General features: G+C 68.6%; 26 protein-coding genes, 1 tRNA gene and 1 pseudogene. 16 read left to right on the top strand and 12 right to left on the bottom strand.

Translation table 11 applies throughout. The features are described 5' to 3' along the window. Window positions 1–5: 5 nt before the first annotated feature. The 7 genes from ACLF6J_RS05465 (at window position 6) to ACLF6J_RS05435 (ending at window position 7,111) form a co-directional block, all read left to right on the top strand. Complete coding sequence (locus tag ACLF6J_RS05465) at window positions 6–665, top strand: O-methyltransferase (RefSeq protein WP_134353284.1); 660 nt, start codon at window positions 6–8, stop codon at window positions 663–665. 112 nt (window positions 666–777) lie between these two features. Continuing rightward, window positions 778–2,058, top strand: coding sequence for a phosphopyruvate hydratase (eno, locus tag ACLF6J_RS05460; protein ID WP_047523196.1), 1,281 nt, complete (start codon window positions 778–780; stop codon window positions 2,056–2,058). A gap of 80 nt (window positions 2,059–2,138) precedes the next feature. Next, window positions 2,139–2,693 carry an FtsB family cell division protein gene (locus ACLF6J_RS05455; RefSeq protein ID WP_231555049.1) on the top strand — a complete coding sequence of 185 codons (555 nt, stop codon included), beginning with the start codon at window positions 2,139–2,141 and terminating at the stop codon, window positions 2,691–2,693. A 47-nt stretch (window positions 2,694–2,740) separates the two neighbouring features. Next, a complete protein-coding gene (locus tag ACLF6J_RS05450) occupies window positions 2,741–3,283 on the top strand; it encodes a DUF501 domain-containing protein (RefSeq protein ID WP_131493483.1) in 543 nt (180 codons plus the stop codon). Continuing rightward, on the top strand, window positions 3,280–4,587 hold the full coding sequence (locus ACLF6J_RS05445) for a S8 family serine peptidase (protein ID WP_134353285.1): 1,308 nt from the start codon (window positions 3,280–3,282) through the stop codon (window positions 4,585–4,587). Before ACLF6J_RS05450 ends, ACLF6J_RS05445 begins: the two co-directional genes overlap by 4 nt. Before the next feature lie 25 nt (window positions 4,588–4,612). After that, window positions 4,613–6,124: an NAD(P)/FAD-dependent oxidoreductase gene (locus tag ACLF6J_RS05440; protein ID WP_047523199.1), complete on the top strand. Its 1,512-nt coding sequence runs from the start codon at window positions 4,613–4,615 to the stop codon at window positions 6,122–6,124. A gap of 321 nt (window positions 6,125–6,445) precedes the next feature. Beyond that, window positions 6,446–7,111: a DedA family protein gene (locus ACLF6J_RS05435; RefSeq protein ID WP_134353980.1), complete on the top strand. Its 666-nt coding sequence runs from the start codon at window positions 6,446–6,448 to the stop codon at window positions 7,109–7,111. Window positions 7,112–7,117: 6 nt separating this feature from the next. On the opposite strand, the gene ACLF6J_RS05430 is transcribed toward ACLF6J_RS05435, so the two are convergent. Beyond that, a tRNA-Leu gene (locus ACLF6J_RS05430) sits at window positions 7,118–7,190 on the bottom strand. Window positions 7,191–7,276: 86 nt separating this feature from the next. Here ACLF6J_RS05430 and ACLF6J_RS05425 point away from each other — a divergent pair. The 3 genes from ACLF6J_RS05425 (at window position 7,277) to ACLF6J_RS05415 (ending at window position 10,491) form a co-directional block, all read left to right on the top strand. After that, complete coding sequence (locus tag ACLF6J_RS05425; protein WP_134353286.1) at window positions 7,277–8,524, top strand: alanine racemase; 1,248 nt, start codon at window positions 7,277–7,279, stop codon at window positions 8,522–8,524. Continuing rightward, a complete protein-coding gene (locus tag ACLF6J_RS05420) occupies window positions 8,521–9,834 on the top strand; it encodes a D-arabinono-1,4-lactone oxidase (RefSeq protein ID WP_134353287.1) in 1,314 nt (437 codons plus the stop codon). The genes ACLF6J_RS05425 and ACLF6J_RS05420 overlap by 4 nt, the downstream gene beginning before the upstream one ends. A 90-nt stretch (window positions 9,835–9,924) precedes the next feature. Next, window positions 9,925–10,491, top strand: coding sequence for a LemA family protein (locus ACLF6J_RS05415; protein ID WP_029262976.1), 567 nt, complete (start codon window positions 9,925–9,927; stop codon window positions 10,489–10,491). A gap of 30 nt (window positions 10,492–10,521) precedes the next feature. On the opposite strand, the gene ACLF6J_RS05410 is transcribed toward ACLF6J_RS05415, so the two are convergent. Further along, window positions 10,522–11,436: a hypothetical protein gene (locus ACLF6J_RS05410; protein WP_134353288.1), complete on the bottom strand. Its 915-nt coding sequence runs from the start codon at window positions 11,434–11,436 to the stop codon at window positions 10,522–10,524. Continuing rightward, window positions 11,433–12,689 (bottom strand): winged helix-turn-helix domain-containing protein, encoded by a 1,257-nt coding sequence (locus ACLF6J_RS05405; protein WP_134353289.1) that lies wholly within the window; start codon window positions 12,687–12,689, stop codon window positions 11,433–11,435. Before ACLF6J_RS05405 ends, ACLF6J_RS05410 begins: the two co-directional genes overlap by 4 nt. An 89-nt stretch (window positions 12,690–12,778) precedes the next feature. Here ACLF6J_RS05405 and ACLF6J_RS05400 point away from each other — a divergent pair, with 89 nt between their 5' ends. Both ACLF6J_RS05400 and ilvA read left to right on the top strand, forming a co-directional pair. Beyond that, window positions 12,779–13,975, top strand: a complete 1,197-nt coding sequence (locus ACLF6J_RS05400; protein ID WP_131493498.1) for an AI-2E family transporter — start codon at window positions 12,779–12,781, stop codon at window positions 13,973–13,975. Next, window positions 13,972–15,201, top strand: coding sequence for a threonine ammonia-lyase (ilvA, locus tag ACLF6J_RS05395; protein ID WP_134353290.1), 1,230 nt, complete (start codon window positions 13,972–13,974; stop codon window positions 15,199–15,201). Before ACLF6J_RS05400 ends, ilvA begins: the two co-directional genes overlap by 4 nt. 88 nt (window positions 15,202–15,289) lie before the next feature. Here the strand turns inward: ilvA and greA are convergent, their stop codons facing one another. Continuing rightward, window positions 15,290–15,778, bottom strand: coding sequence for a transcription elongation factor GreA (gene greA, locus ACLF6J_RS05390; protein ID WP_047523206.1), 489 nt, complete (start codon window positions 15,776–15,778; stop codon window positions 15,290–15,292). 97 nt (window positions 15,779–15,875) lie between these two features. Continuing rightward, window positions 15,876–16,262, bottom strand: a complete 387-nt coding sequence (locus tag ACLF6J_RS05385) for a DUF4307 domain-containing protein (RefSeq protein WP_047523207.1) — start codon at window positions 16,260–16,262, stop codon at window positions 15,876–15,878. 68 nt (window positions 16,263–16,330) lie between these two features. Between ACLF6J_RS05385 and ACLF6J_RS05380 the strand changes: the two genes are divergently transcribed. Next, window positions 16,331–16,636, top strand: a complete 306-nt coding sequence (locus ACLF6J_RS05380) for a hypothetical protein (protein ID WP_134353291.1) — start codon at window positions 16,331–16,333, stop codon at window positions 16,634–16,636. Window positions 16,637–16,678: 42 nt separating this feature from the next. Here ACLF6J_RS05380 and trhA read toward each other — a convergent pair whose 3' ends face one another. Then, window positions 16,679–17,410 (bottom strand): PAQR family membrane homeostasis protein TrhA, encoded by a 732-nt coding sequence (trhA, locus tag ACLF6J_RS05375; protein ID WP_052193639.1) that lies wholly within the window; start codon window positions 17,408–17,410, stop codon window positions 16,679–16,681. 97 nt (window positions 17,411–17,507) lie between these two features. Here trhA and ACLF6J_RS05370 point away from each other — a divergent pair, with 97 nt between their 5' ends. From ACLF6J_RS05370 to ACLF6J_RS05360, 3 genes are all read left to right on the top strand, one after another. Further along, a complete protein-coding gene (locus tag ACLF6J_RS05370; RefSeq protein WP_134353981.1) occupies window positions 17,508–18,287 on the top strand; it encodes an isoprenyl transferase in 780 nt (259 codons plus the stop codon). Window positions 18,288–18,326: 39 nt separating this feature from the next. Next, window positions 18,327–19,457 carry an aminotransferase class V-fold PLP-dependent enzyme gene (locus ACLF6J_RS05365; RefSeq protein WP_134353292.1) on the top strand — a complete coding sequence of 377 codons (1,131 nt, stop codon included), beginning with the start codon at window positions 18,327–18,329 and terminating at the stop codon, window positions 19,455–19,457. Window positions 19,458–19,616: 159 nt separating this feature from the next. Beyond that, window positions 19,617–20,999: a PhoH family protein gene (locus tag ACLF6J_RS05360; RefSeq protein WP_131493506.1), complete on the top strand. Its 1,383-nt coding sequence runs from the start codon at window positions 19,617–19,619 to the stop codon at window positions 20,997–20,999. Between the two features lie 181 nt (window positions 21,000–21,180). On the opposite strand, the gene ACLF6J_RS05355 is transcribed toward ACLF6J_RS05360, so the two are convergent. From ACLF6J_RS05355 to ACLF6J_RS05330, 6 genes and pseudogenes are all read right to left on the bottom strand, one after another. After that, window positions 21,181–21,555, bottom strand: a complete 375-nt coding sequence (locus ACLF6J_RS05355) for an endonuclease domain-containing protein (protein WP_244093674.1) — start codon at window positions 21,553–21,555, stop codon at window positions 21,181–21,183. Window positions 21,556–21,879: 324 nt separating this feature from the next. Beyond that, window positions 21,880–22,017 (bottom strand): annotated as a pseudogene (locus ACLF6J_RS05350) (type IV toxin-antitoxin system AbiEi family antitoxin domain-containing protein); the annotation flags it as partial. Between the two features lie 297 nt (window positions 22,018–22,314). Beyond that, complete coding sequence (locus tag ACLF6J_RS05345) at window positions 22,315–23,736, bottom strand: class II fumarate hydratase (protein ID WP_047523211.1); 1,422 nt, start codon at window positions 23,734–23,736, stop codon at window positions 22,315–22,317. Continuing rightward, window positions 23,733–24,407: a carbonic anhydrase gene (locus ACLF6J_RS05340; protein ID WP_047523212.1), complete on the bottom strand. Its 675-nt coding sequence runs from the start codon at window positions 24,405–24,407 to the stop codon at window positions 23,733–23,735. The genes ACLF6J_RS05345 and ACLF6J_RS05340 overlap by 4 nt, the downstream gene beginning before the upstream one ends. After that, window positions 24,404–25,057: a DUF4245 family protein gene (locus ACLF6J_RS05335; RefSeq protein ID WP_134353293.1), complete on the bottom strand. Its 654-nt coding sequence runs from the start codon at window positions 25,055–25,057 to the stop codon at window positions 24,404–24,406. Before ACLF6J_RS05335 ends, ACLF6J_RS05340 begins: the two co-directional genes overlap by 4 nt. After that, window positions 25,054–25,296, bottom strand: coding sequence for an exodeoxyribonuclease VII small subunit (locus ACLF6J_RS05330; RefSeq protein WP_047523214.1), 243 nt, complete (start codon window positions 25,294–25,296; stop codon window positions 25,054–25,056). Before ACLF6J_RS05330 ends, ACLF6J_RS05335 begins: the two co-directional genes overlap by 4 nt. Window positions 25,297–25,326: the final 30 nt, after the last annotated feature.

Here is a 25,326-nt window from a genome sequence, read left to right as displayed (position 1 = left end):
AGGGCATGGAATCCACTCCCGCGGCCTGGTCGCAGACCGATTCGTTCCTCGCCGACACCCTGATCGGCTCCGATGCCCACCTCGAGGCGGCGCTCACGGCCCAGCGGGCAGCGGGTCTGCCCGAGATCGAGGTCGCCCCCGTGGCGGGCAAGCTGCTGAACCTCCTCGTCCGGATCAGCGGCGCGCGGCGGGTGCTCGAGATCGGCACGCTCGGCGGCTACTCCACGATCTGGCTCGCTCGCGCCGTCGGGCCCGAGGGGCGGGTGGTGACGGTCGAGGCGGAGCCCGACAACGCCGCCGTCGCTCGGGCGAGCATCGACGCGGCGGGCGTCGGCGATCGCGTCGACATCCGGGTGGACAGGGGAGCGGACGTGCTCCCGAGCCTGGTCGGCGGTTTCGATCTGGTGTTCATCGACGCCGACAAGGAGTCCAACACGATCTACCTCGACTGGGCGGCGAAGCTCGGGCACGCGGGAACCGTGATCGTGCTGGACAACATCGGGCGCGAGGGGGAGATCGTGCGTGAGGACGCCGTCGACCCGAAGGTCGTCGGCACCCGTGACGGACTCCGGATGCTCGGGGACGATCCGCGCTTCGACGCCACGGCGCTGCAGACCGTCGGGGTCAAGGGCTGGGACGGCTTCGCGATCGCGGTCGTGGTCTGACTGCGCGTACCGGGAGGAAAGAGTCCCTGGGCCGGTGAGGAGCGCGGGCTAGACTGGGCGCGGATCGACGACGCTCCACACCACGTTTTCCCCCTGAGCAAGGAGCACATCAGTGGCACTGATCGAGGCTGTAGGCGCACGCGAGATTCTCGACTCGCGCGGAAACCCGACCGTCGAGGTGGAGGTCCTCCTCGACGACGGCATCGTGCAGCGGGCGGCTGTCCCGTCCGGCGCATCCACCGGCGCGTTCGAGGCGTACGAGCTCCGCGACGGCGACAAGGACCGCTACGGCGGCAAGGGCGTGCTCAAGGCCGTCGAGGCCATCATCGATGAGCTCGGCCCGGCGATCGAAGGTGTCGAGGCGAGCGAGCAGCGCATCGTCGATGAGATCCTCAACGAGGTCGACGGCACCGAGAACAAGAAGCGCGTCGGCGCCAACGCCATCCTCGGCGTGAGCCTCGCGGTCGCCAAGGCTGCCGCCGACTCGGCCGATCTGCCGCTGTTCCGCTACCTCGGCGGCCCGAACGCCCACGTGCTGCCCGTTCCGCTGTTCAACGTCATCAACGGCGGCGAGCACGCCGACAACGGCATCGACATGCAGGAGTTCTTCCTCGCCCCGATCGGTGCGGAGACCTACTCCGAAGCCCTTCGCTGGGGCGTCGAGACCTACCACGTGCTGCGCGCGGAGCTGAAGGCCGCGGGTTACGCGACCGGCCTCGGCGACGAGGGCGGCTTCGCCCCCGACCTGCCCAGCAACCGCGAGGGCCTGGACTTCCTGGTGAAGGCGATCGAGAAGGCCGGCTTCACCCCCGGCACCGACATCGCGCTCGGCCTCGACGTCGCCGCCACCGAGTTCTTCAAGGACGGTGTCTACCGTCTCGACAATAAGGACTGGGACGCCGCCGCGCTCACCGAGTACTACGTCGGACTCGTCAACGACTTCCCGATCGTCACGATCGAGGACGCGCTGGCCGAGGACGACTGGGACAACTGGAAGCACCTCACCGACGTCCTCGGCTCCAAAGTGCAGCTGGTCGGCGACGACCTGTTCGTCACGAACCCGGCACGTCTGGCCGACGGCATCGCGCGCGGCGTCGCGAACTCCCTGCTCGTCAAGGTGAACCAGATCGGGACGCTGACCGAGACGTTCGACGCGGTCAGCCTCGCTCAGCGCTCGGGCTACACGGCGATGCTCTCGCACCGCTCGGGCGAGACCGAGGACACCACGATCGCCGACCTCGTCGTCGCGACGAACGCCGGTCAGATCAAGGCGGGTGCGCCTGCCCGCAGCGAGCGCGTGGCGAAGTACAATCAGCTTCTGCGCATCGAAGAAGAGCTGGGAGATGCCGCGGTCTTCGCCGGTCGTTCGGCGTTCCCGCGCTACCAGGCCTGAGCGCAGCCGAGACAGCGAGATATCTCGCCCGGCGGGGGATGCACGAACGACCCGCCGGGCAGCACGACGAAGGAGGAGCCGTGGTACGACGACCGGCTCCTCCTTCGGCGTCTCCCGCGCCGAAGGCTCCGCGGACGACGGGGAAGTCGGCCACGAAGCCGAAGTCCGCGTCCGCATCGAGGTCGACGCGTGGCTCCGCTCCGCGTGTCGACGTCCGCGAATGGGCGGCGGGTATCCGTCTGTCCGCCTTCTCCGTCATCATGCTCTCGCTGGTGGTGCTCGGCGCGTGGGTCCTCGTGCCCACGCTCGGTACCTTCATCGATCAGCGCCAGAAGATCGCGGCGCTCGAGGCCTCCGTGCAGGTGAGCGAGGACGAGATCTCGGCGCTCATCGCAGAGCGGGACCGCTGGAGCGACCCCGCCTACATCACCACCCAGGCCCGGGAACGGTTGTACTACGTGAAGCCGGGGGAGGTCGTGTACCTGATCGACAACGATCTCGATCCCTCCGCGCTGCCTCGTGAGCAGGCGCCGGTCAGCGACACCATCCAGGAGAAGCCCGCGGACTGGATGCCGCACCTGTTGCGCACGCTCGTCTCGACGGGCCTGAGCGACACGGCGGCGGTGGCTCGCTGAGGGGTCGCGTCGAGCATCTTCTCGGGCGGCTCCCGTACGCTGGAGAGGTGACCACGCCGCCGTTCCCCGCCCCCACTCCCGCCGAACTCGCCGTCGTATCGGCCCAGCTCGGCCGTCCCGCTCGGGGTGTGGTGGGTATCGCCGCCCGGTGCGCCTGTGGCAACCCGACGGTGGTCGCCACGACCCCCCGTCTTCCGGACGGCACGCCGTTCCCGACCTTCTATTACCTGACCCACCCGGCAGCGACCGCGGCCATGTCGACGCTCGAAGCCACGCAGGTGATGCCGGAGCTCGCCGCCCTGCTCGTCGACGACGAGGAGGTGGCTGCGGCCTACCTCGCCGCCCATCAGGCCTACCTCGGCGACCGCACGCGGTTCGGAGAGGTCCCCGAGATCGACGGCATCTCCGCCGGGGGCATGCCGACGCGCGTGAAGTGCCTCCATGCGCTCGCCGGACACGCTCTCGCGGCGGGCCCTGGAGTGAACCCCATCGGCGACGCCGCGCTGTCGCGCTCCTCGTGGTCCCCGACGGTCTGCCGGTGTGAGGACCCCGGCGCCGCCACGCGTGAAGAGGCGGCTCTCCCGGAATGACCGTGCGTCGGACGTTCCGCAGCGCTGCCGCCATCGTGGTGGTCGCGGCCTCCGTCCTGCTCCTCGGAGCCTCCGCGACCCCGCCGCCGATCCCGGATGATCCGGCCGACCCGACGCGTGCGTCGGAGTACTGGCTTGACGGAGCGCGGATCCGCGAGGCCTGGCAGACCACACGGGGCGAGGGCGTGACGATCGCCGTGATCGACACGGGCATCGGCAAGGTGCCGCAGGTGTTCGGCGATGCCGTGGTGGGCGGGACCGACGTGTCCGGCGCGGGAACTCCGGACGGACGCACACCGCTGGGCGCGGTCGACGGCAACCACGGTTCCTGGGTGGCGTCGCTCGCGGCGGGGCGCGGCGCGGCGGACGGCACCGGCATGATCGGTGTGGCGCCCGAGGCGAACCTGCTGTCGATCTCCGTGGGGTTCGGTGCGGCCGCGGCCGTCCCATTCACGGAGCAGGTCGCGAAGGGCATGCGCTGGGCCGTCGACAACGGCGCCGACATCATCAACCTCTCCTTCACGACGAACACGCTGGATTGGGACGAGAGCTGGGACGATGCGTTCCTGTACGCCTTCGAGCACGACGTCGTCGTGGTCGTCGCTGCAGGGAACAGGGGGAGCGGGACGAACATCATCGGCGCCCCGGCCACGATCCCCGGTGTGCTCACGGTCGGCGGAGTGGACCAGACGGGTACGGCGAGTGTCGAGGCCTCCACGCAGGGCATCACGATCGGCATCTCGGCGCCCAGCGAGGGCTTGATCGGCGTCTCGGCCGACGGGACGATCCAGCCCTGGCGCGGAACGAGCGGCGCGGCCCCCATCGTCGCCGGCGTCGCAGCGCTGATCCGTTCGGCGCACCCCGACATCAAGGCGATCGACGTGATCAACCGGATCATCCAGACCGCCATCCCGGTTCCGGATGCCGTCAAGCCGCGGGATCCGCTCTACGGCTACGGGCTCGTGGATGCGGCGGCGGCGATCTCCGCGGACATCGCGCCGGTGACCGAGAACCCGATGGGCGATCTCGCCGAGTGGATCCGGTGGTTCCGCCGCGCGGAGGCGAAACCGGAACCCGAGGCGTCCGTCACACCGGTCGCCGTGCCGCCTCTCCCGGCCGCGGACGCGCCCAGCGAGGCCGGTTCACCGTTGCTTCCCAGCGCTGATTCGTTGCGTTACGGTACCCTGCCGCTCATTGCGCTCACGGTCCCTGGTATCCTGATAGCGCTTGGCGTCACCGCAGCTGCCCGGCGCATCCGATCGGCGCGCGTTCCCGTACGCCAAATCCCCGACTCCGAGGAGTAGTTCTTCTGTGCCTCAGAACAGCACTGTGCCCAAGATTCTGATCGTCGGCGGAGGGTACGCAGGTTTCTACACTGCGTGGAAGCTCGAGAAGCACCTGCGCAAGGGTGAGGCCGACGTCACGATGGTCGACCCGCTGCCGTACATGACCTACCAGCCGTTCCTCCCCGAGGTCGCCGCCGGTTCGATCGAAGCGCGGCACTCGGTGGTCGCCCACCGTCGTCACCTCAAGCGCACGCACGTCCTCACCGCGAAGGTGACGAACATCAACCACGCGCAGAAGGTCGCGACGATCACGCCGCCCGTGGGCGAGCCGTACGAGTTCGCGTACGACCAGATCGTCGTCACCGCCGGAGCGGTGTCGCGCACGTTCCCGATTCCCGGGATCGCCGACAACGCGATCGGGCTGAAGACGATCGAGGAAGCCGTCGCGATCCGCGACAAGGTGATGTCGAACTTCGACAAGGCGGCGTCGCTGCCGGCCGGCCCCGAGCGCGACCGTCTGCTCTCCGTCGTCGTCGTCGGTGGTGGCTTCGCCGGCATCGAGGTGTTCGCGGAGCTGCGCTCGCTCGCCTCCTCGCTCGTCGGCAAGTACCCGCAGCTGAGCTTCGAGGACACGCACTTCCACCTCATCGAGGCCATGGGGCGCATCATGCCCGAGGTCTCGCTGAAGACCAGCGAGTGGGTGCTGAAGGACCTCGCCAAGCGTGGTGCCAACGTGCACCTCGACACCCAGGTCACCGGGGCGATCGACGGCAACGTCGAGCTCTCCACGGGCGAGGTCATCCCGACCGACGTCATCGTGTGGACCGCTGGTGTCATGGCCAACCCGACGGTGGTGCGGGGCGGAGACCTTCCCGTCGAGGAGCGCGGTCGCATCCAGACCCGCGCCGATCTGCGCGTCGGTACCCCCGAGGCCTTCGTCGAGGGTGCCTGGGCCGCGGGTGACGTGTCCGCCGTGCCCGACCTCTCCGGCGGGGGAGTCGGCGGCTTCTGCGTGCCGAACGCTCAGCACGCGGTCCGTCAGGCGAAGCTCCTCGCCAAGAACCTCGTCGCCGTCCTGCGCGGAGAGAACCCCAAGGAGTACTTCCACAAGAACCTGGGCGCCGTCGCGGGCCTCGGCCTCTACAACGGTGTCTTCCAGTCCGGCAAGATCGCCCTCAAGGGCTTCGTGGCCTGGGTCGCGCACCGTGGCTACCACGGCCTCGCGATGCCGACGTGGGAGCGCAAGTTCCGCGTGATCTGGGGCTGGTGGAACAACTTGTGGCTGGGCCGCGACCTGGTGAACCTCGAGACCGTGCAGAACCCGCGTTATGTGTTCGAGGAGTTCGCCGCCCGCCCGCGTCCGGCTGCTCCCGCGGCGCCGGCTGCGGACACGGCTCCGGCCGCGAAGTCCGAGCCTCCCGTCAAGAAGTCTGCGGCCAAGGCCGCCGACGCGGAGGGTGAGCCGGAGGCGAAGAAGCCGGCGACCAAGAAGGCTCCCGCCAAGAAGGCTCCCGCGAAGAAGGCCGCTGAACCCGTCGAGGCTTCGGCGAAGTAGGCGGACGCTCTCGCGTCTGCGGAACGGCCCCGTGCGCTCAGCGCCGGGGCCGTTCCTCGTTTTCTCGGCACCTGTGCGTTTCCGAGGCGTTGCTCAGGCGTGCTCCGATAGTGTCGTCACCGCGAAGGGGAGTACTCCCGTCTGCAGCGTCGTCGTCATTACGAGCACGAGAATGTGCTCCGGCCCGCTGGCCCGCGAGGGTGGAGGAGACCTTGGCACCCGCATCGCGGGCCGCCGAGAAACCCCTGCCGTCTTCTCCGACGTGGGGATGCCCGGTGGTCTGCTCCACGAAGGGACCACCATGGGAAGGCTCGCCCAGTGATGCTTCTGTCCATCGACACCGATCACGGCTTCACCGGCCTCACCGGATTCGCGGCCGATGTGCTCATCGCTCTCGGCGACTTCGGCGTCGGCCTTCTGGTCTTCCTCGAAGTGCTGATCCCGCCGATCCCGAGCGAGGTGATCCTTCCGTTCGCGGGGTACCTGAGCCAGAGCGGACAGCTGAACCTGGGCTGGCTCATCTTCTGGAGCACGCTGGCATCGTGGATCGGTGCGCTCCTGCTCTACGGCCTCGGCGCAGCGATCGGGATGGACCGGGCGGTGCGTCTGCTCGCGGCGACGCGTCTGGTGAGCCGCTCGGACCTGGAGCGCGGATCCGAGTGGTTCGTGCGCAGCGGCGCGTGGACGGTGCTGGTCGGGCGCATGGTGCCCGGCGTGCGCAGCCTCATCTCGATCCCCGCCGGTGCCGCTCGCATGAACCTGGTGACCTTCAGCCTCTTCACGATCATCGGCAGCGGACTCTGGAACACGCTGCTCCTGGGGGTCGGCGCGGCCCTCGGCACGCAGCACGAGCAGCTGGAGCAATATCTCGGCTATCTCGACTACGCCGTCTACACGGCGATCGCGATCGCCCTCGTCGTGCTGGTCGTGCGTCGGATACGTGAGGCGGCGGGTGAGCGGAAGAAGCTCGCGCGCGCACAGGACTGAAAGCGGTGCCCCCGCTGGGACTCGAACCCAGACTGAAGCGATTTTAAGTCGCCTGCCTCTGCCATTGGGCTACGGGGGCCTGCTCGTCAGCCTAGCCCGGTCAGAGGATGCGACCCGGTGCCGTCGGGGGTGATCCGGAGTACGAGGAGGCCGTAGGGTGGGGGAGTGCTCGACCTCATCGACGAACTGAGCCCGGCCCCCGGCGCGCTCGCGGTCGCCCCCGAATGGGAGGATCCGGCCCGCTATTGGCCGCGCCTCTCCGCCGTGACGGGCCATCTGCCGGCGCCCGTCGCGGTGATCGACCGGGAAGCGCTCCGCTACAACGCCATGGATCTCCTGGTCCGCGCCGGTGGTCTTCCGATCCGCGTGGCGTCGAAGTCGGTGCGTGTGCGTGCCGTGCTCGATGCGGTGCTGAAACTCCCCGGGTTCCGGGGCATCCTCGCGTTCACGCTCGAGGAGGCGCTCTGGCTCGCTGAGACGCATGACGACATCATGCTCGGCTACCCGACCGTGGACCGCGCGGGGCTGGAGAAGCTCTTCGCCGACGAGCAGGCGGCGCAGCGCATCACGCTGATGGTCGATGACCTCGTCCACCTCGATGTGATCGACAGTGTCGCCGGACCGGGATCCCGTCCGGAGATCCGAGTGGCGATCGACGTCGACGCCTCGTGGCGCTCCTCGCTGCTCGGACACATCGGTGTGCGTCGCTCGGCTCTGTTCTCGGCGGGAGAGGTGGCCGCTTTCGCCCGAAAGGTCGTCGCGCGCCCGGGCTTCCGGCTGGTCGGACTTCAGATGTACGACGCGCAGATCGCCGGGCAGGGCGACGACGCCGGCCCCGACGCGCCTGTGATCCGGATGGTGCAGGCGCGCTCCCGGAACGAGTTGCGGGAGCGTCGGGCGGACATCGTGGCCGCGGTCGGAGCGATCGCCTCTCTGGAGATCCTCAACGGCGGGGGAACGGGTTCGCTCGAGTTCACCGGGAGCGATGAGTCCCTCACCGAGGCGAGCGCCGGCAGCGGCCTGCTCGGAGGGCACCTGTTCGACGGCTACCGCTCCTTCCGTCCCGCGCCGGCTTCCGCATTCGCGTTCGACGTCGTCCGACGCCCAGCCCCGGACATCGCCACCGTGCTCGGCGGCGGATGGATCGCCTCCGGGCCTGCCGTCGCCTCGCGCCAGCCGCGAGCCGTCTGGCCGCAGGGACTCCACACGCTCTCCCGCGAAGCGGCGGGTGAGGTGCAGACACCGCTGCAGGGTCCTGCCGCCAGGTCACTCGGAGTGGGGGATCGGGTCTGGTTCCGTCACGCCAAGAGCGGCGAGCCGGCGGAGCGCATCGACAGATACCACCTGGTGTCGGGTGAGGAGATCATCGACGAGTTGCCGACCTATCGCGGCGAGGGAAAGGCGTTCCTGTGACGAGAATCGGCGGATCCTGGCAGAACTGGGGCCGCTCGGCCTCGGTGCGGCCCGTGCGTGTGGAGCGTCCGCGCAGCCCGGAGGGTGTGCAGCGGGCGGTTCTGGCTGCGGTGAAGCAGGGGCTCAGCATCAAGGCGGTGGGCGCCGGACACAGTTTCACGGGCATCGCCGTGGCGCCGGGAGTCCTGCTCGAGCTCGACGATCTGCAGGGACTCGTCTCCGCGGATGCCGCAACCGGCCGGGTGACGCTTCTGGCAGGAACCCGGCTGCATCGGATCCCGCGCTTGCTCGCACCCTTCGGACTCGCGATGGAGAACCTGGGGGACATCGACCGCCAGTCGATCGCGGGTGCCATCTCGACCGGGACCCACGGCACCGGCGCCGGGTTCGGCGGGCTCGCGACCCAGGTCGTCGGAGTCACGATGGTCACGGCGGCCGGCGAGTTCCTCCGCATCGATGACGAGCGCGAGAGTGAGCTGCTCCCGGCCGTCGCGCTCGGCCTCGGCGCGCTCGGGATCATCGTCGAAGTCACGCTCCAGTGCGTGCCGGCCTTCGTGATGCATGCGATCGATGAACCGGCTCCGCTCGACGACGTGCTCGAGACGCTCGAGGAGCGGGTGGCGGCGTCCGATCATTTCGAGTTCTATTGGTTCCCCCACACCGATGTCGCCCTGACCAAGCGTCAGACCCGCCTGCCTGAGTCGACCGTGCGCCAGCCGCTCCCTGTCGTGGGGAGGTGGATCGACGAGACGCTCCTGTCCAACGGTGTGTATCGGATGGTGTGTGCCGCGGGACAAGCGGTTCCCGCGATCACCCCGCCGTTCAGCCGGCTCGCGGTCAGGCTCACGGGGAATCGCGAGTACACCGAGCTCTCGCACCGAGTGCTGATCCAGAGTCGCACCGTGCGGTTCCGCGAGATGGAGTATGCGCTCCCCGCGGAGAACGTGGTGCCGGCGTTCCAGGCGGTGCGTGCTCTCATCGCCCGACGCGGGTGGCGGATTGAGTTCCCGATCGAGGTGCGCTTCGCCGCCAGCGACGACCGCTGGCTGTCGACGGCGCACGGGCGCGCGACGGCGTACATCGCCGTGCACCGGTACTGGCGGGCCGACCCGACCGAGTACTTCGGCGCGGTGGAGGAGATCATGCTCGAGTTCGGCGGTCGCCCGCACTGGGGCAAACTCCACACGCTGACCGAAGAGACGCTGCGCGAACGCTACCCGCGATTCGAGGACTTCGTCGCGTTGCGTGACCGCCTCGACCCGGAGCGCCGGTTCGGGAACCGTTACCTGGAGCGAGTCCTCGGGAGCTGATCCGACGTCCGTGGAGAGTGCGTCGGCGCCCAGTCCACGTGCAGGGTGCGCGTCTAGGATGGGAGAAACACGAGGAAGGGTGGGCCTCTGATGGAATGGCTCGTGCCGGTACTGATCGTTGTCGGAGTGATCCTGCTCGCCGGCATCTATCTGTGGGCCACGTACAACTCGTTGGTGCAGCTCAAGGTGCGCGTCGATGAGGCGTGGAGCGGGATCACGGTGCAGTTGAAGCGACGAGCCGACCTCATCCCGAACCTGATCGAGACCGTCAAGGGTTACGCCTCCCATGAGAAGGCGGTCTTCGAGAACGTCACCCGTGCGCGCGCCGAGACGCTCTCGGCCGGTGGGCCCGGCGAGGCCGGCATCGCCGAGGGACACCTGCAACAGGCCCTGCGCAGTCTGTTCGCGGTCGCCGAGGCATACCCGCAGCTGCAGGCCAGCACCAACTTCCTCCAGGTGCAGCAGGCACTCGTCGACACCGAGGACAAGATCCAAGCCGCGCGCCGGTTCTACAACGGCGGTGTGCGCGAGCTCAACACCAAGATCAAGGTTTTCCCGAACAACCTGTTCGCGAAGGGGCTGGGCTTCACCGAGCGCGAGTTCTTCGAGGTCGCCGACAGCAGCGCGATCTCCGAGCCGCCTCGCGTGCAGTTCTGACCTCGCGTGCAGTTCTGACGGAGAGCGTACTCACCAGACGGACAGCACCAGGCCCTCGTCGGTGAAGGTCACGTCTCCGCGCACGCCCCAGGAATCCGTGCGGTACGTCGTGGTGCGCGCCGCGCCGTCCTGACCGGTGCCGACCAGCGTGGCGACGAGTGCCCCGCCGTCGGCGCGGAACCCGGTGCCGTCGAGCATCACGGCCGGCAGTTCTTCGACGCGGTAGCGGAACTCCGACACCGCGCGGAACTCGGTGCCCCACGGGATCCGGATTCCGCACCCCTCGGGTGCCGCGTCCGACGGCGTCGTGCACGCCGTGAGGTAGTCGTCGAGTTGCTTCTGCGCCGCGACCGTCGCCTCCGGCCGGAGCGTGGCCTCCACGGCGAGCTCCGACTCTTCGCCGGGGAGCACCACCAGCGCGCTGCGGCCGTCGAGCAGTGCGACCGGCGCGGGGGCGACCGAGTAGGCGGCAGGGAGCAGGGAGGCCTTCTCTGCGGTCGGCAGGGTCTGCTCGCCGACCGCGACGAAGGAGCCGATCGTGGTCGTGGGTGTGACCGTGCCCAGGCCGGACGCGTCCACGGTCCAGCGTCCGCCGACAGGCGTCAGAGACAGCTCTGCCGTGTGTTCCTCACCGTCGAGCACGAACGAGATCCCCACGGTCGCCTCTTCACCGCCGCGGGCGCGTCGGTCGTCGCTCGCCGATGTCACCGCGGCGTCTTCGATGACACCGGTCGCGGCCGCGAACGCGGTGAGAGCCTCGGTGGAGACGTCGACTCCCGTCGCCTCGACGGCATCGGGATCACCGGATTCGAGCGCCCGGAGATAGCTGATGGCGGCATCCTCCGGCGTCGGGGAACCTGAGGTCGACTGCCAGATCCAGACGGCGGCAGCCACGAGCACGACTCCTGCGGCTCCGCCGATCACCCACCACCGAGACCGACTCACGTCGCGCCCTCCCTGACATGTGCGTGCCGCCCGACGGAGCCACCGGCCCGGACCAATGCGCCGTGCACCTCGGCGGTGGCGTCGCCCCATCCCGACACCGACACGTGCTCGAGACCCTGCCAGTGCGCGGCGAGCATCAGTTCGGCGGCGATCTCATCTGCATCCTCGGGGCGGGCGTGGGGTTCCCACCAGGCGGACTGCACCTGAAGGGTGGAGGTGGCGCGATCGGCCTTGAGATCGACGCGCGCGACGATGCGGTCGCCCACGAGGACCGGGAGCGAGTAGTAGCCGAACCGACGCTTCTCGGCGGGCACGTAGATCTCGATCCGGTAGTCGAGGTCGAAGATGCGAAGAGCGCGCTCGCGGAACCAGACCACCGGATCGAACGGAGTCAGCAGGGCTGCCGCGTCGACTCTGCGAGGGAGCACGGCGTCACGGTGTCGCCAGGCGGGGAGGGGGCGTCCGCCTCGTTCCCATCCGCGGACCTGCACCGGGATCAGCTCACCCTCGTCGACCAACGCGGCGATCGATCGCGCGATGGTCGCGCGATCGCGGATCCGGTAGTAGTCGGCGAGATCGGACTGCGTCGCGACGCCGCTCGAGCGGGCGGCACGGCGCGTCAGCTCGAGGATCGCGTCGGCGCGCGAGACCTCCTGCGAACGGATCGGGTCGGGGATGACCTGCTCGGCGAGGGCATACGTCCGCTCGAAGCCCTTGCGCCCACTGACGGCGACGTCTCCCGTGCGCCAGAGGTGCTCGAGCGCCAGCTTGACCTCGTCCCAGTCCCACCAGGTGCCGCGTTCGCGGGGCGCGTCCGCGCGGAGGTCGGCCGGGCGCAGCGGACCTCGGGAGCGCAGTTCGTCTTGCACCCACGCCACGGTGCGGGCGTTGCGGCTCAGCCAGGAGTCCTCGTCCGCCCAGCGCCGACGGAAGTCCTCCATGCGAAAACGCCAGAGCGGCCAGTCCGCGATCGGGATGAACGTCGCCTCGTGCGCCAGGTACTCCACGTAGTGCGTGGTGCGGGAGAGGAAGACCCTGTCCAGGAGAGCGGGGTCGTAGTCGCCGAGACGGGAGAACAGCGGCAGGTAGTGGGAGCGCGCGAACACGTTCACGGAGTCGATCTGCAGCACGCCGAGACGATCCATCACGCGATGCACGTGGCGCGCAGCGACCGACGCGGGTCGCGCTCGCGTGAAGCCCTGAGCGGCCAGCGCGATGCGGCGCGCCTGGGTGGCGCTGAGGGATTCGGTCACGTCGTCAGCGTATCGCCGGCGTCAGACATCGCGGTCCCGGCGGTGAAGGATGCGTCCAACGGCATACGGCATGACCGTAGACTTGGGCGATGAGTGAGGATCAGCGACCCCGGCTGCGAGATCTCTTCCGTCCGCGCCCGGTCTCCACGGACCGCACCGTGACGACCGAGGCCGACGAGGCGGTACCGCTGCCACTGCGGATCACGGCGAGCTACGCGTGGCGTCTGCTGCTCATCGCGGCGGCGATCGGCGTCTTCATCTGGCTGGTCATGCTGCTCAAGCTCCTGGTCATCCCGCTCATGGTCGGCATCCTCATCACCGCTCTGCTCTGGCCGGCGTTCTCCTGGATGCTGCGTCACGGCGTCCCGCGCTGGTTGGCGATCACGCTCTCCCTCATCGGCACAGCCGCCGTCGTCACGGGGCTGATGTGGCTGGTGGTCTGGCAGGTGCGCGCTCAGCTCCCGGACGTCCAGGCGCGATCGACCGAGGCGTTCGATCAGTTCCAGGTCTGGCTTCACGAAGGTCCGCTGAAGCTCTCCGACACGCAGATCGCCGACTACCTGCAGCAGGGACTCGATTTCCTCACCGAGCAGACCCAGGCCCTCTGGACGGGCGCTCTCGCCATCGGCACGACCGTCGGGCACGTCGCCACCGGCGCACTGCTGTCGCTGTTCATCCTCATCTGCCTGCTCGCCGACGGTGCGGGCATCTGGCGGTGGACGGTCAAGATCTTCCCGCGCAAGGCACGGCCGGCGGTCGATGGGGCCGCGCGCAACGGCTGGGCCACGATCGTGAACTACGCCCGCACCCAGTTGTTCGTGGCGACCATCGATGCGATCGGCATCGGGCTCGGAGCCTTCCTGCTCCAGGTGCCCCTCGCCCTTCCCGTCGCCGTCCTGGTGTTCCTCGGCTCCTTCATCCCGATCGTCGGTGCCGTCGTGACCGGCGCCGTCGCCGTCTTCCTCGCGCTCGTCTACAACGGTCCCTGGATCGCGCTGTGGATGCTCGTGGTCGTGCTGGCCGTCCAGCAGATCGAGGGGCACATCCTGCAGCCGATCATGATGGGCTCCGCGGTCAAGGTGCACCCCCTCGCCGTCGTCCTCGTGGTCGCGGGCGGCGCGATGATCGCGGGAATCCCCGGAGCCCTCTTCGCCGTACCGTTGGCGGCTTTCGTCAACGTCGCGGCGGTGACCATCAGCACGGGATCCTGGCGCACCGGCGCGGGCCCGAGCGGAGACCTTATCTGGAGCACAGTACCGCGCGAGCGGAGACGGAGGAATCGATGAGCGAAGTCCCCAGCCTGACCGAGTTCGAGCACGCAGCTCAGAGTCTGGCTGAGGTGATCTCGCACACGCCGACGCTGCCGTCGCGAGCGCTGTCGGACATCCACGGCAGCACGGTCCTGCTCAAGATGGAGAATCTTCAGCGCACGGGTTCCTTCAAGATCCGCGGCGCCGCGTACCGGCTGTCGCGGCTGAGCGCTGAGGAGCGCTCCCGCGGTGTCGTCGCCGCCTCCGCGGGCAACCATGCCCAGGGTGTCGCCCTCGCCGCCCAGGCCCTCGGCATCCCGGCCACGATCTTCATGCCGCTCGGCGTTCCCGTGCCCAAGCTCCTCGCCACCCGCGGGTACGGCGCAGAGGTCGTGCTGGAGGGGGAGACCGTCGCGACCTCGCTGCGTCTGGCGGCGGAATTCTCCGAGCGCACCGGGGCCGTGCTGATCCACCCGTTCGACCACCGCGACGTCGTGATCGGACAGGGAACCCTCGGCCTCGAACTGCTGGAGGATGCGCCGCACGTCGACACGGTCGTCCTAGGCATCGGGGGAGGCGGTCTCATCGCGGGTGTCGCCGCGGCCGTGAAGGCCCGAGCCGCCGAGCTCGGGCGGACAGTCCGCATCATCGGGGTCCAGGCGGAGAACGCCGCCGCCGTGCCGCCGTCGCTCGCGGCGGGGGAGCCGGTCGACATCGTCACTCGTCCGACCATCGCCGACGGCATCCTCGTCGCCCGTCCGGGAGCCATCCCGTTCGAGATCATCAAAGACCTCGTCGATGAGGTGGTCACGGTCTCCGACGATGATCTCGCGCGGGCCATCCTCATCCTGCTGGAGCAGGCGAAGGTGGTGGTCGAACCCGCCGGTGCCGCAGGTGTGGCGGCGATCCTGGCCGGCAAGGTCTCCGGAACGGGAACGACGATGGCGGTGCTCTCCGGCGGCAACATCGACCCGCTCCTGTTGCAGCGCGTGGTCTCTCACGGCCTCGCGGCCTCCGGCCGGTACCTGACGATCCGGATTCCGCTCCCCGACCGGCCGGGGCAGCTCGCTCGTGTGTCGGAGCTCATCGCCGAAGCCGGGGCGAACGTCATCGAAGCCATGCACACGCGGCACGGTCACGGACTCCAGATCAGCGATGTGATCCTGGAGCTCAGCGTCGAGACACGGGGCCCCGAGCATTCGGAGCACACGCTCGACACGCTGCGTCGCGCCGGGTTCGCGCCCATCCTCGTCCCGGATTGAGCACGAGCGCCCGGATCCTCCGCGGCCCCCCTCCACGCAGAAGCGCCCCCGCGTCCGAGAGGATGCGGGGGCGCTCGTCGACGGTGCGTCAGCCCGTGTAGGTCTCGACGTTCACGATCTCGACGTCGATGCTGCGTCCGTTCGGGGCCTCGTACGACGACTTCTCGCCGACCTTGAGGCCGAGGATCGCCTGGCCCAGCGGGCTGGCCTCGCTGTAGACGTCGAGGTCGCCGCCGGAAGCGATCTCGCGGCTGCCGAGGAGGAAGACCTCTTCGCCGCCGGCCACGAGCGCCGTGACGACGGTACCGGGCTCGACGATCCCGCGGCTGGCCGGAGCTTCGCCGACCTTGGCGGTCTTCAACAGGCCCTCGAGGGTGCGGATGCGGGCTTCCTGCTTGCCCTGCTCGTCTTTGGCGGCGTGGTATCCGCCGTTCTCCTTGAGGTCGCCTTCTTCGCGGGCCGCCTCGATGCGCTTGGCGATCTCATCGCGACCGACGGTCGACAGGTGCTCCAGCTCGGCGACGAGCCGGTCATACGCCTCCTGCGTGAGAAAGGGGACCTGAGCATCGGTGGACATGGCGAAGCTCCTTCTTTCGGGATCCCACCGACGTGCTGCGGGGGATATGCCAAGACGCCCCGGCACGGTGCCGGGGCGTCGTCTGTCTGGCACGAGTCTAAGCGACCCAGCAGGTGTTCACCAAACCTGTCGTGGCCTGCGCGACGGTCGGGATGGTGACCGAGACGGCCTGGGAGTGGCTGTCTCCGGCGGCGATCTCGACGATCTTCCAGCCCACCACGCCGAACTCCTCGTCGAGTGCTTCGAGGGCGCACACCACGTCCTTGCCCTGCACGCCGGTGACCTGGAAGCTCACATCGACGGAGTACTCATCGACGAGGGTGAAGCCGAGGTCGTCGGCGTCCACCGAGGCGATCGACTGCGATACGGTCATCCAGCTGAAGGCACCGATGACCACGAGCGCGACAGCGCCACCGATGATCCACGGCAACCGACGCCGTCGCGTTCGGCCATAGCGTTCGTCGAGCTGCTGTGCGGTCGTCACTGGTGGGTCTTCCCGGTCGTTAGGCTGGTGTTACCAGGTTATGCGACCTGCGCACGAAAGGCCGATTCATGCTCGCTCTGACCGAGACCCCGATGCCGACGCCATCCATGACCGTGGCACCGGAGGCCGTCACGCCGGGCTTCATCGGCTTCGCCGCCATCGTCGTCGTCGTGATCGCGGTGATCCTGCTGATCTGGGACATGAATCGTCGCATCCGCCGGGTCCGTTACCGCGACGAGGTGCGGGAAGAGCTCGACGCCGAGGAAGCCGCGCGAGCCGCGGCCGCAGGGGAGGGCGGCACGTCCGCTCCGGACTCGCCCTCACCCGATGGGGCGAGCACCCGCGACGGGGACGACAACCCCCCGACACACTGAGAGACCCTGCGTGGCGGATGGGGGAGCCGTACCACGCAGAGGCTACGGCGCGCCCAGCGAGGGCGACAGCGGGGCGAGGGTGATGAGCAGACACGCGGTCCAGTGGCAGAGGAACGCGAGCACCGTGCACACATGGAAGATCTCGTGGAAGCCGAAATGGCCGGGCCACGGATTGGGCCTCTTCAGCGCGTAGACGACGGCGCCGCCCGTGTAGAGGAGGCCGCCGACGATCACCAGCACCATCATCGCGAAGTTCGCGTTCATGAGGTCGACGATGTACATCACCGCTGCCCAGCCGAGCAGCAGGTAGAGGGCGACGTAGAGCCAGCGCGGGGCGTTGATCCAGAACACGCGAAAGAGGATGCCCACCAGAGTTCCGCCCCAGACCACGCAGAGCAGCAGCAGGCCCTTGTCCGGGGGCAGCGCCAGTGTCGCCAGGGGAGTGTAGGTCCCGGCGATCAGCAGCAGGATGTTGGCATGGTCGATCCGCTTCAGGACGACCTTCACCCGGGGGGACCAGTCGAACCGGTGGTAGAGGGCGGAATTGCCGAACAGCAGCAACGACGTGAGCATGAACACGGCGGACGCCCATTTCGCCGGGGCGCCGTCGGCCACGATGATCAGGACGATGCCGGCGGCGATGGCCACCGGGAAAGTGGCGGCGTGGATCCAGCCGCGCCAGGTCGGCTTGATATCGACCGCAGCATCCACGGCGGCGGCTTCGAGAAGCGGCAGCTGGGGGACATCGGGACCGGACTGCTCGGGTGTGCTCACGTGCTCACTCTAAGCCGCGTGGCATTCCCTGCAGGGCACATATCCTCAGCATCCGCACACGGTGGCCGAGAGGTCGGCACGATAGTGTAGCGGGGTGATATCACGCGAGAATCCGGTGCGGGGACCGCTGTATCGGCTCTACACCAGTCGGCTGCGTCGCGATCTCGATCCTGCATCGGTGCCGCACCATGTCGCGATGATGATCGACGGCAACCGGCGCTGGGCGCGTCAGCTCGGGTACGCCACACCTGCCGAGGGATATCGGGCGGGCGCGGCGAAGATGCACGAGTTCCTCGGCTGGTGTGACGAGCTCGGCGTACGAGTCGTCTCGCTGTATCTGCTCTCCAGCGACAACCTGCGAAAGCGGGACTCCGCCGAGCTCGCCGACCTCATCGAGATCATCGCCGAGCTGGCGGAAGCTCTGTCTCAGGAGGGGAACTGGCGCGTCAAGCACGTCGGACGATCCGACCTCCTGCCGCCGGAGCTCGCGCGCGTGCTCGCAGAAGCGGAGGAGCGGACGAAGGGTCACAGCGGACTCCACGTGAACCTCGCGGTCGGGTACGGCTCACGCAACGAGATCGTCGACGCGGTGCGGAGCATCATCACCAAGCACGAGGCCTCGGGCGGAACGCTGGAAGACCTCGCCGCCCAGCTCACCCCGGAGATGATCGGCGAGCACCTCTACACCGGAGGACAGCCCGATCCCGATCTGGTGATCCGGACGAGCGGCGAGCAGCGGCTCAGCGACTTCCTGCTCTGGCAGAGCGCGCACAGCGAGTTCTACTTCGTGGAAGCGCTGGGGCCCGATCTCCGGCAGGTGGACTTCCTCCGCGCCATCCGCGACTATGCCGACCGCGACCGCAGATACGGCCGGTGACCGTCCGCGCGATGCACGGCGCCGTGCCACAATGACGCAGTGAGCACTTTCCAGGACTACGTCGACACCTTCGACAATGAGTCCGGCTATCTGAACTGGGCCGCCTTCGGCCCGCTGTCGCCCTCCGTGCGCGAAGAGGTCTTCGCCGACGCCGACCTTCTCGGCAGCGGCCGCCCGTCTTCGCTGTCGCTCGTCGCCGAGCGGATCGGCCAGGCACAGGAGCTCGTCGCAGAACTCCTCGGCGGCGAGGCGGATGACGTCACGCTCCAGCCCTCGTCGACCCACGGGCTCATGCACGCCTTGTACGGGCTCAAGGGCGCCGTCATCGCGAGTACGGCGGAGTTCCCCAGTGTCAGTCTGACCGTCGAGCGGGCCGCAGCGGCGTCGGACCGCGCCGTGACGCCGCGATGGATCACCCCCGCAGACGGACGCGTGACCACCGACGCCGTCGCCGAGGCGCTGGACGACGACGTGGTCGCGCTCGCCGTGAGCCACGTCGACTTCCGAACGGGCTATCGGGTGGATCTCGCGGCACTTCGTGAGCTCATCGGCCCCGATCGCCTGCTCATCGTCGATGCCGTCCAGTCCTTCGGCATCATGGACGTCGACTACGGCCCGGCCGATGTCGTGGTGGGCCACGGCTACAAGTGGCTGCGCGCCGGGAGGGGCAGTGCCTTCGCGTGGTTCTCGCCGCGAGCGCGGGAGCGGATCACGCCCGTGCTCTCCGGGATCACCGGGACCACCGCGACCGGATTGTTCGTCGACGAGCTTCCGGCGCCGGCGGCATCGGCGCGGGCGTACACGGTCAGCCAACCGGACACGCTCGCCGCCGGCCGACTCGCGATCGGTGTCCGGGATGTGCGGGATGCCGGCGTCGCCGCGATCGAGGCGCGTCTCGCCGAGCACGTCGACACCGTGATCGAGATCGCCGATCGTCACGGCATCGAGGTGAGCTCGCCGCGGGAGCGGGGAGAGCGGGCGGGTATCGTCGCCCTCGAGCCGGACGAACCGGCGCGTCTCGCCGCTGCTCTCGCGAACGCCGGTCTCGTGGTGACGGCACGCGGCTCCTCGGTGCGTCTCGCGCCGCACGCGGGAACCGATGCGGCCACTTTCGAGCTCCTCGATGAGGCGTTGCACGCATTCGGCAACGAGACGTTCACCAGCACGTAACGAAATCCACTGGCGTGTCGGTGTCGGGTACGCGCGCTCACGGTCGTACGTTCTAGGCATCGGGCAAGGCGCCCGGTCGGGTCGGCCTCAGGTTGACGACTCGTGACCCCCTGGTCGACTCGTTCGAATAGCCGGGATTCCCCGGGTCGGGAGTGGGTCGTGACCACACGTACAGCGCAGCAGGCCACCAGCACCGCGCAGCAGTCCACCCGTAAGACGACGAGACGCGCATCATCCGCGGAGCCTGATCAGGATCTGCGGACGTATGTCCTCGACACCTCGGTCCTGCTGAGTGATCCGCAGGCGTTCTTCCGGTTCGCCGAGCACTCGGTCGTCCTTCCGGTCGTCGTGATCACAGAGCTCGAGGGCAAACGTCACGACCCGGAGATCGGGTACTTCGCACGCCAGGCGCTGCGACACCTCGACGACCTGCGCATCGAGCACGGGCGACTGGACTTCCCGGTCGAGGTCGGTGAAGGGGGCACGCTTCGCGTGGAGCTCGCAAACACCGACTCCTCGGTCCTCCCGGCAGGCATCCGGCTCAGCGACAACGACACGCGGATCCTGTCCGTCGCCATGCACCTCGCGCAGGACGGGCAGGACGTCACGATCGTCTCCAAGGACCTCCCGATGCGCGTGAAGGCGGCGTCGCTGGGGCTGCGCGCCGAGGAGTACCTCGCCGAGCAGGCCGTGGACTCCGGCTGGACCGGCATCTCGACGCTCGACCTCTCCGGCGACGACATCAGCGACCTGTACGAGAGCGAGGTCGGCATCAGCGAGGAGGCGCGGGGCCTTCCGGTCAACACAGGCCTGATCATCCACTCCGAACGCGGCTCCGCGCTCGGACGCGTCACCGGGGACGGCGAATACCGACTGGTGCGCGGCGACCGCGACATCTTCGGGATGCACGGTCGCTCGGCCGAACAGCGGATCGCGATCGACCTGCTCCTCGACCAGGAAGTCGGCATCGTCTCCCTCGGCGGTCGGGCCGGTACCGGCAAATCGGCACTCGCGCTGTGCGCGGGTCTCGAAGCGGTGCTGGAGAGGCAGCAGCAGAAGAAGATCATCGTGTTCCGGCCGCTGTTCGCCGTGGGCGGGCAGGAGCTCGGCTACCTCCCCGGGGACCAGGGCGAGAAGATGGGACCGTGGGGGCAGGCGGTGTTCGACACGCTCGGCTCGGTCGTCTCCGGGAACGTCATCGAAGAGGTCATCGAACGCGGATTGCTGGAGGTGCTGCCGCTCACCCACATCCGCGGTCGTTCCCTTCACGACGCATTCGTGATCGTCGATGAAGCGCAGTCGCTCGAACGCAACGTCCTCCTCACGGTGCTGAGCCGGATGGGCCAGAACTCGCGAGTCATCCTCACCCACGATGTGGGCCAGCGCGACAACCTCCGCGTCGGCCGGCACGACGGCATCGCCAGCGTGATCGAGACGCTGAAGGGACATGACCTCTTCGGGCATGTGACCCTGACACGCTCCGAGCGTTCGGCGATCGCAGCCCTCGTCACCGAGCTCCTGGAGGGTGGAGAGCTCAGCTGACGACGGGCGACAGCGGATGCCGCGCGGACTGCCCCGCGGCATCCGCTGTCGTGTGTGCGGGACCGTGCGCGGGTGGGGGAGGGGGCGGTGGGGCGTTGCAAACTGCGGCCGACACGCCAAATATCGGACGTTGAAGGCCCACAAGTCCGACATCTGGTGTGTCGGCGTGCGTCGCGTGCCCTCACGCGTGCTCTCGGCAACGTGCGAGAGCAGCGATGATGGCTGTCTGCACTGCTGACCAGTCGTAGACGACCTGCGCAAAGTCGAACCGCAGTGTCTCCATCCCTCGTGCCGATGCGGCCGCGTCTCTGGCGAGATCCTTATGGCGGTGTGAGGCACCGTCGTGGTTTCGCCTTCCGTCGATCTCGAGGATCAAACGACCATCGATGATGAAATCGACCCTCCCCACGCCACTGATCAGCACCTGGCACTCGACGAGGATGCCAAGCATATGCAGCCGCAGTCGGACCAGGGACTCGAGCCCGCTATCGGCATCGGAACGCCCGATGTCGACCAGCCACCGTGCATAGGCCGGAAGCGCCTGGCGGATTCGCATTCTTGCGGCCGAGGAGAGCAGTCGATTCTTCCATGCCGACTCGAACGCCGCGAAGAATGCCTCGTCGCCGCGGCACCGATGGAAGTGAATCAGGGCGGTTTCGACGTCGATGAGTCCGAGACCCGGTGTGCCTCGGAAGTAGTGGGTGACACACTGGCACCCGACGTGCGGGTTAACGCGTCCTCGCCTTCCTACCCAGACGTGAAGGGGCGAGTCGTCACCGAGGACCCATACTCCGTGCAACCGCAGTGCTGCACCGCACGTGAGCGCACCCCCGTGTAGTGCGGCCCGTCGCAGATGTGAGTTCAGCGCGGGCGACGCGAACACACCCGGTCGGACGCGGTCGATTCGCTTCTCTCGGACGGCCTTCGCGAGTTCCGGGCGCGACATGCCGCATCGCTGAAGTTCGACGCCGCGCGCGAGGCCGCCGAGTCGGGCCAGAAGAACCGTAGGATCGAGCACTCGTCCAGTTTCGGCTCCGCGCCGATACGCGGACCGACGTCGAGGCCGCGACTGTGAACAACAACCAGGATCCTTCGCGTGGAGCAGGAGCAGTCCCTCGCGCACGTGCCTGCCGACACGCCAGATGTCGGATCCATCCTCATGCAAGGTCCGGCATCTGGCGTGTCGGCGGTCGTTCAGACGGGGTCCGACGGGGCAGACGGGGCCGGAGCCCCGGAAGCCGAAGCTCGAAAACGGAGCCGCAAACCACGGATGCCGCGAGGAACGTGTCCTCGCGGCATCCGGAAATCGCTCGGATCAGCCCGGGTGTGTCATCGAGAGGAGGTCGAGCTTCTCGTCGAGCTGCTCGAGGGTGAGGTCGCCTCGCTCGACGTAGCCGAGATCGATCACGGCGTCGCGCACCGTGATTCCCTTCGCGACCGAGTGCTTGGCGATCTTCGCCGCCGCCTCGTAGCCGATGAGCTTGTTGAGGGGGGTCACGATCGACGGGCTCATGCCGGCGAAGGCGGCGGCACGCTCGACGTTCGCCTGCAGACCGTCGATGGTCTTGTCGGCGAGCACCCGGGAGGCGTTCGAGAGCAGGCGGATGGACTCGAGCACCGCCGTGCCCATGACCGGGATCGCGACGTTGAGTTCGAAAGACCCGGAGGCCCCGGCCCAGGCCACGGTCGCGTCGTTGCCGATCACTCGGGCGCACACCATGAGGACGGCCTCGGGGACCACGGGGTTGACCTTGCCGGGCATGATCGAGGAGCCGGGCTGCAGGTCGGGGATGTGCAGTTCGCCGAGACCCGTGTTGGGGCCGGAGCCCATCCAGCGGAGATCGTTGTTGATCTTGGTGAGCGAGACGGCGATCGTGCGCAGCGCGCCGGACGCCTCGACCAGACCATCGCGGTTGGCCTGTGCCTCGAAGTGGTCCTTCGCCTCGGTGATCGGCAACTCCGTCTCGGACGCGAGCAGCGCGATGACCTTCTGCGGGAAGCCAAGCGGGGTGTTGATGCCGGTGCCGACAGCCGTGCCACCCAGGGGAACCTCGGCGACGCGGGGGAGGGCGGACTGCACGCGCTCGATGCCGAGGCGCACCTGGCGGGCGTAGCCGCCGAACTCCTGGCCGAGGGTCACAGGCGTCGCATCCATGAGGTGCGTACGGCCGGACTTGACGGCGTCCTTCCACAGCTCCGCCTTCGCCTCCAGCGCGACGGCGAGGTGGTCGAGCGCGGGGATGAGCGTGTCGATGAGCGCCTGGGTCACGGCGATGTGCACCGAGGTCGGGAACACGTCGTTCGACGACTGGGAAGCGTTCACGTGGTCGTTGGGGTGCACGGTCGCACCGAGGATGCGGGTCGCGAGAGTCGCCAGCACCTCGTTCATGTTCATGTTCGACGAGGTGCCGGAACCGGTCTGGTAGGTGTCGACCGGGAACTCACCGTCGTGGGCACCCGAAGCCACCTGGTCGGCAGCCTGGGCGATCGCGTCGGCGATGGCACCGTCGAGCGTGCCCAGCTCCTTGTTGGCAAGGGCGGCGGCCTTCTTGATCCGGGCGAGCGCGGCGATCTGCGTCGACTCCAGACCCTTGCCCGAGATCGGGAAGTTCTCCACGGCCCGCTGCGTCTGCGCCCCGTAGAGCGCGTTGACGGGCACCCGCACCTCACCCATGGTGTCGTGCTCGATCCGGTAGCCCTGCGAGCTCTCGCCGCTGCGCTGGTCGTTGTCGGTCATTCCGAACCCTCCTTGGTCACGGGGCTGTTCCCCTCGGTGTCGATGCCGACCGTGATCACCGGCGTCGCGGTGCCCTCGGCCAGACGGTAGTTCGCGCCGACGAGGCCGAGACGACCTTCGGCGACGGCGTTGCTGATGATCTCGGAGGACTGCAGCAGGTCGTTCACGGTGTTGCGGAGGTGCTCGCGTCCGACGAGCTCCGAGTCGATGTCGGCGACCGTGCCGCCGCCGCTCTCGGCGAGGACCTTCCGCGCGGCGGGCACGATCGGCGCGACGAGCTTCCAGATATGCGGCGGGAGGGGAGCGGCATCGATCGCCGTCCCGTCGATCGCGGCGCGGACCGCTCCGCACGAATCGTGCGCGAGGACCACGATCAGCGGAACCTCGAGGACGGCGACCGCGTACTCGAGGCTCGCGACGATCGACTCGCCCATGACCTGACCGGCGTTGCGCACGACGAACAGGTCGCCGAGACCGAGGTCGAAGATGATCTCGGCCGCCAGGCGGGAATCCGAGCAGCCGAAGAGCGTCGCCACGGGGTGCTGCGCCGCGGCGAGATCCTTGCGCCGTACCACGTCCTGGTTCGGGTGCCGGGGCTCGTCCGCGACGAATCGACGGTTGCCGTCCAGCATCTGCTGCCAGGCTGCGGAAGGAGTCAAGGGGTGCGTCATGAGGCCTCCGAGAGTGAACGGATCTGTGGGATCAGCGACTCCGCGAGCTCTGCCGTGGAATCGGGCGAGCGCGAGCCGTAGAGCAGGACGTAGTCGTCGCCGGCCTGGGTGCCGATGGCGTAGGTGACGTTGGCGTTCGAATCGGCGTTGCCCGGCTCGTAGACGTCCCACTCGAGGCCGCCGATGCGGACCGTGTCCGTGGGGGCGATGCCGTTCAGGCGCTGCGGAGCCCAGGACGCATCGGCGTCGAAGGCCTGAGCGACCTTGATGAACCCGCGTTCGTCATCGGCGGACGGGGCCAGCGTGACCTCCCAGACGACGGTGGCGCCGCCGAGCAGCTTCGCGCTGTTCGCCCGCCAGAAGTCGCCCAGCTCGGGAACGAGCACGGGGCTGTCCATCGTGGATTCCACACCCGCGGCGATGCCGGCGACGTCGATCGGCTCGGGCTCGACCGGCTCCCCGCGGGGGACGGCGAGGATGATCACGGCGACCACGGCGACCGTCACGAGGAGAGCTGCGATGAGGTTCCGGAACGTCTGACTCGAGCGATACGCCTTGCTGGAGGCGGCCTTGCGCGCTGCAGTCTCGTCCGGCGTCTCCGGACGACCCAGCTCCGCGATGATGGGCGGCTGCTTGGTCTGCTTGCTCATGACTCCGCGCCCGAGGTCTCGGTGGTGGATGATGCGGCCCTGGCTTCTTCCAGACGGCGCTTCGCGCCCAGGAGCCATTCCTCGCACCGGGCGGCCAGCGCCTCGCCACGCTCCCAGAGCGCGAGCGAGTGCTCGAGGGTCGGTGACCCCTGTTCGAGTTCGGCGACGACCTTGACGAGCTCGTCACGGGCTGCCTCGAACGACAGCGTGTCCACGGGGGTGTCGTTGAGGGCGCTCACTCCTCCATCCTACGTCGTGCGGCGTGGCGC

Source organism: Microbacterium sp. IO18 (genome assembly GCF_049099505.1).
Taxonomy (GTDB): Bacteria; Actinomycetota; Actinomycetes; order Actinomycetales; family Microbacteriaceae; genus Microbacterium; species Microbacterium aurugineum.
This window is presented reverse-complemented; position numbering and strand designations above follow the sequence as displayed.

What these genes read in the sequence shown, in the direction of transcription:
- ACLF6J_RS05465 (WP_134353284.1), top strand. Translation starts at nt 6, where the DNA reads ATGGAATCCACTCCCGCGGCCTGGTCGCAGACCGATTCGTTCCTCGCC.
- ACLF6J_RS05445 (WP_134353285.1), top strand. Translation starts at nt 3,280, where the DNA reads ATGACCGTGCGTCGGACGTTCCGCAGCGCTGCCGCCATCGTGGTGGTC.
- ACLF6J_RS05435 (WP_134353980.1), top strand. Translation starts at nt 6,446, where the DNA reads ATGCTTCTGTCCATCGACACCGATCACGGCTTCACCGGCCTCACCGGA.
- ACLF6J_RS05415 (WP_029262976.1), top strand. Translation starts at nt 9,925, where the DNA reads ATGGAATGGCTCGTGCCGGTACTGATCGTTGTCGGAGTGATCCTGCTC.
- ACLF6J_RS05400 (WP_131493498.1), top strand. Translation starts at nt 12,779, where the DNA reads ATGAGTGAGGATCAGCGACCCCGGCTGCGAGATCTCTTCCGTCCGCGC.
- ilvA (WP_134353290.1), top strand. Translation starts at nt 13,972, where the DNA reads ATGAGCGAAGTCCCCAGCCTGACCGAGTTCGAGCACGCAGCTCAGAGT.
- greA (WP_047523206.1), bottom strand. Translation starts at nt 15,778, where the DNA reads ATGTCCACCGATGCTCAGGTCCCCTTTCTCACGCAGGAGGCGTATGAC.
- ACLF6J_RS05380 (WP_134353291.1), top strand. Translation starts at nt 16,331, where the DNA reads ATGCTCGCTCTGACCGAGACCCCGATGCCGACGCCATCCATGACCGTG.
- ACLF6J_RS05355 (WP_244093674.1), bottom strand. Translation starts at nt 21,555, where the DNA reads ATGCGAATCCGCCAGGCGCTTCCGGCCTATGCACGGTGGCTGGTCGAC.
- ACLF6J_RS05345 (WP_047523211.1), bottom strand. Translation starts at nt 23,736, where the DNA reads ATGACCGACAACGACCAGCGCAGCGGCGAGAGCTCGCAGGGCTACCGG.
- ACLF6J_RS05340 (WP_047523212.1), bottom strand. Translation starts at nt 24,407, where the DNA reads ATGACGCACCCCTTGACTCCTTCCGCAGCCTGGCAGCAGATGCTGGAC.
- ACLF6J_RS05335 (WP_134353293.1), bottom strand. Translation starts at nt 25,057, where the DNA reads ATGAGCAAGCAGACCAAGCAGCCGCCCATCATCGCGGAGCTGGGTCGT.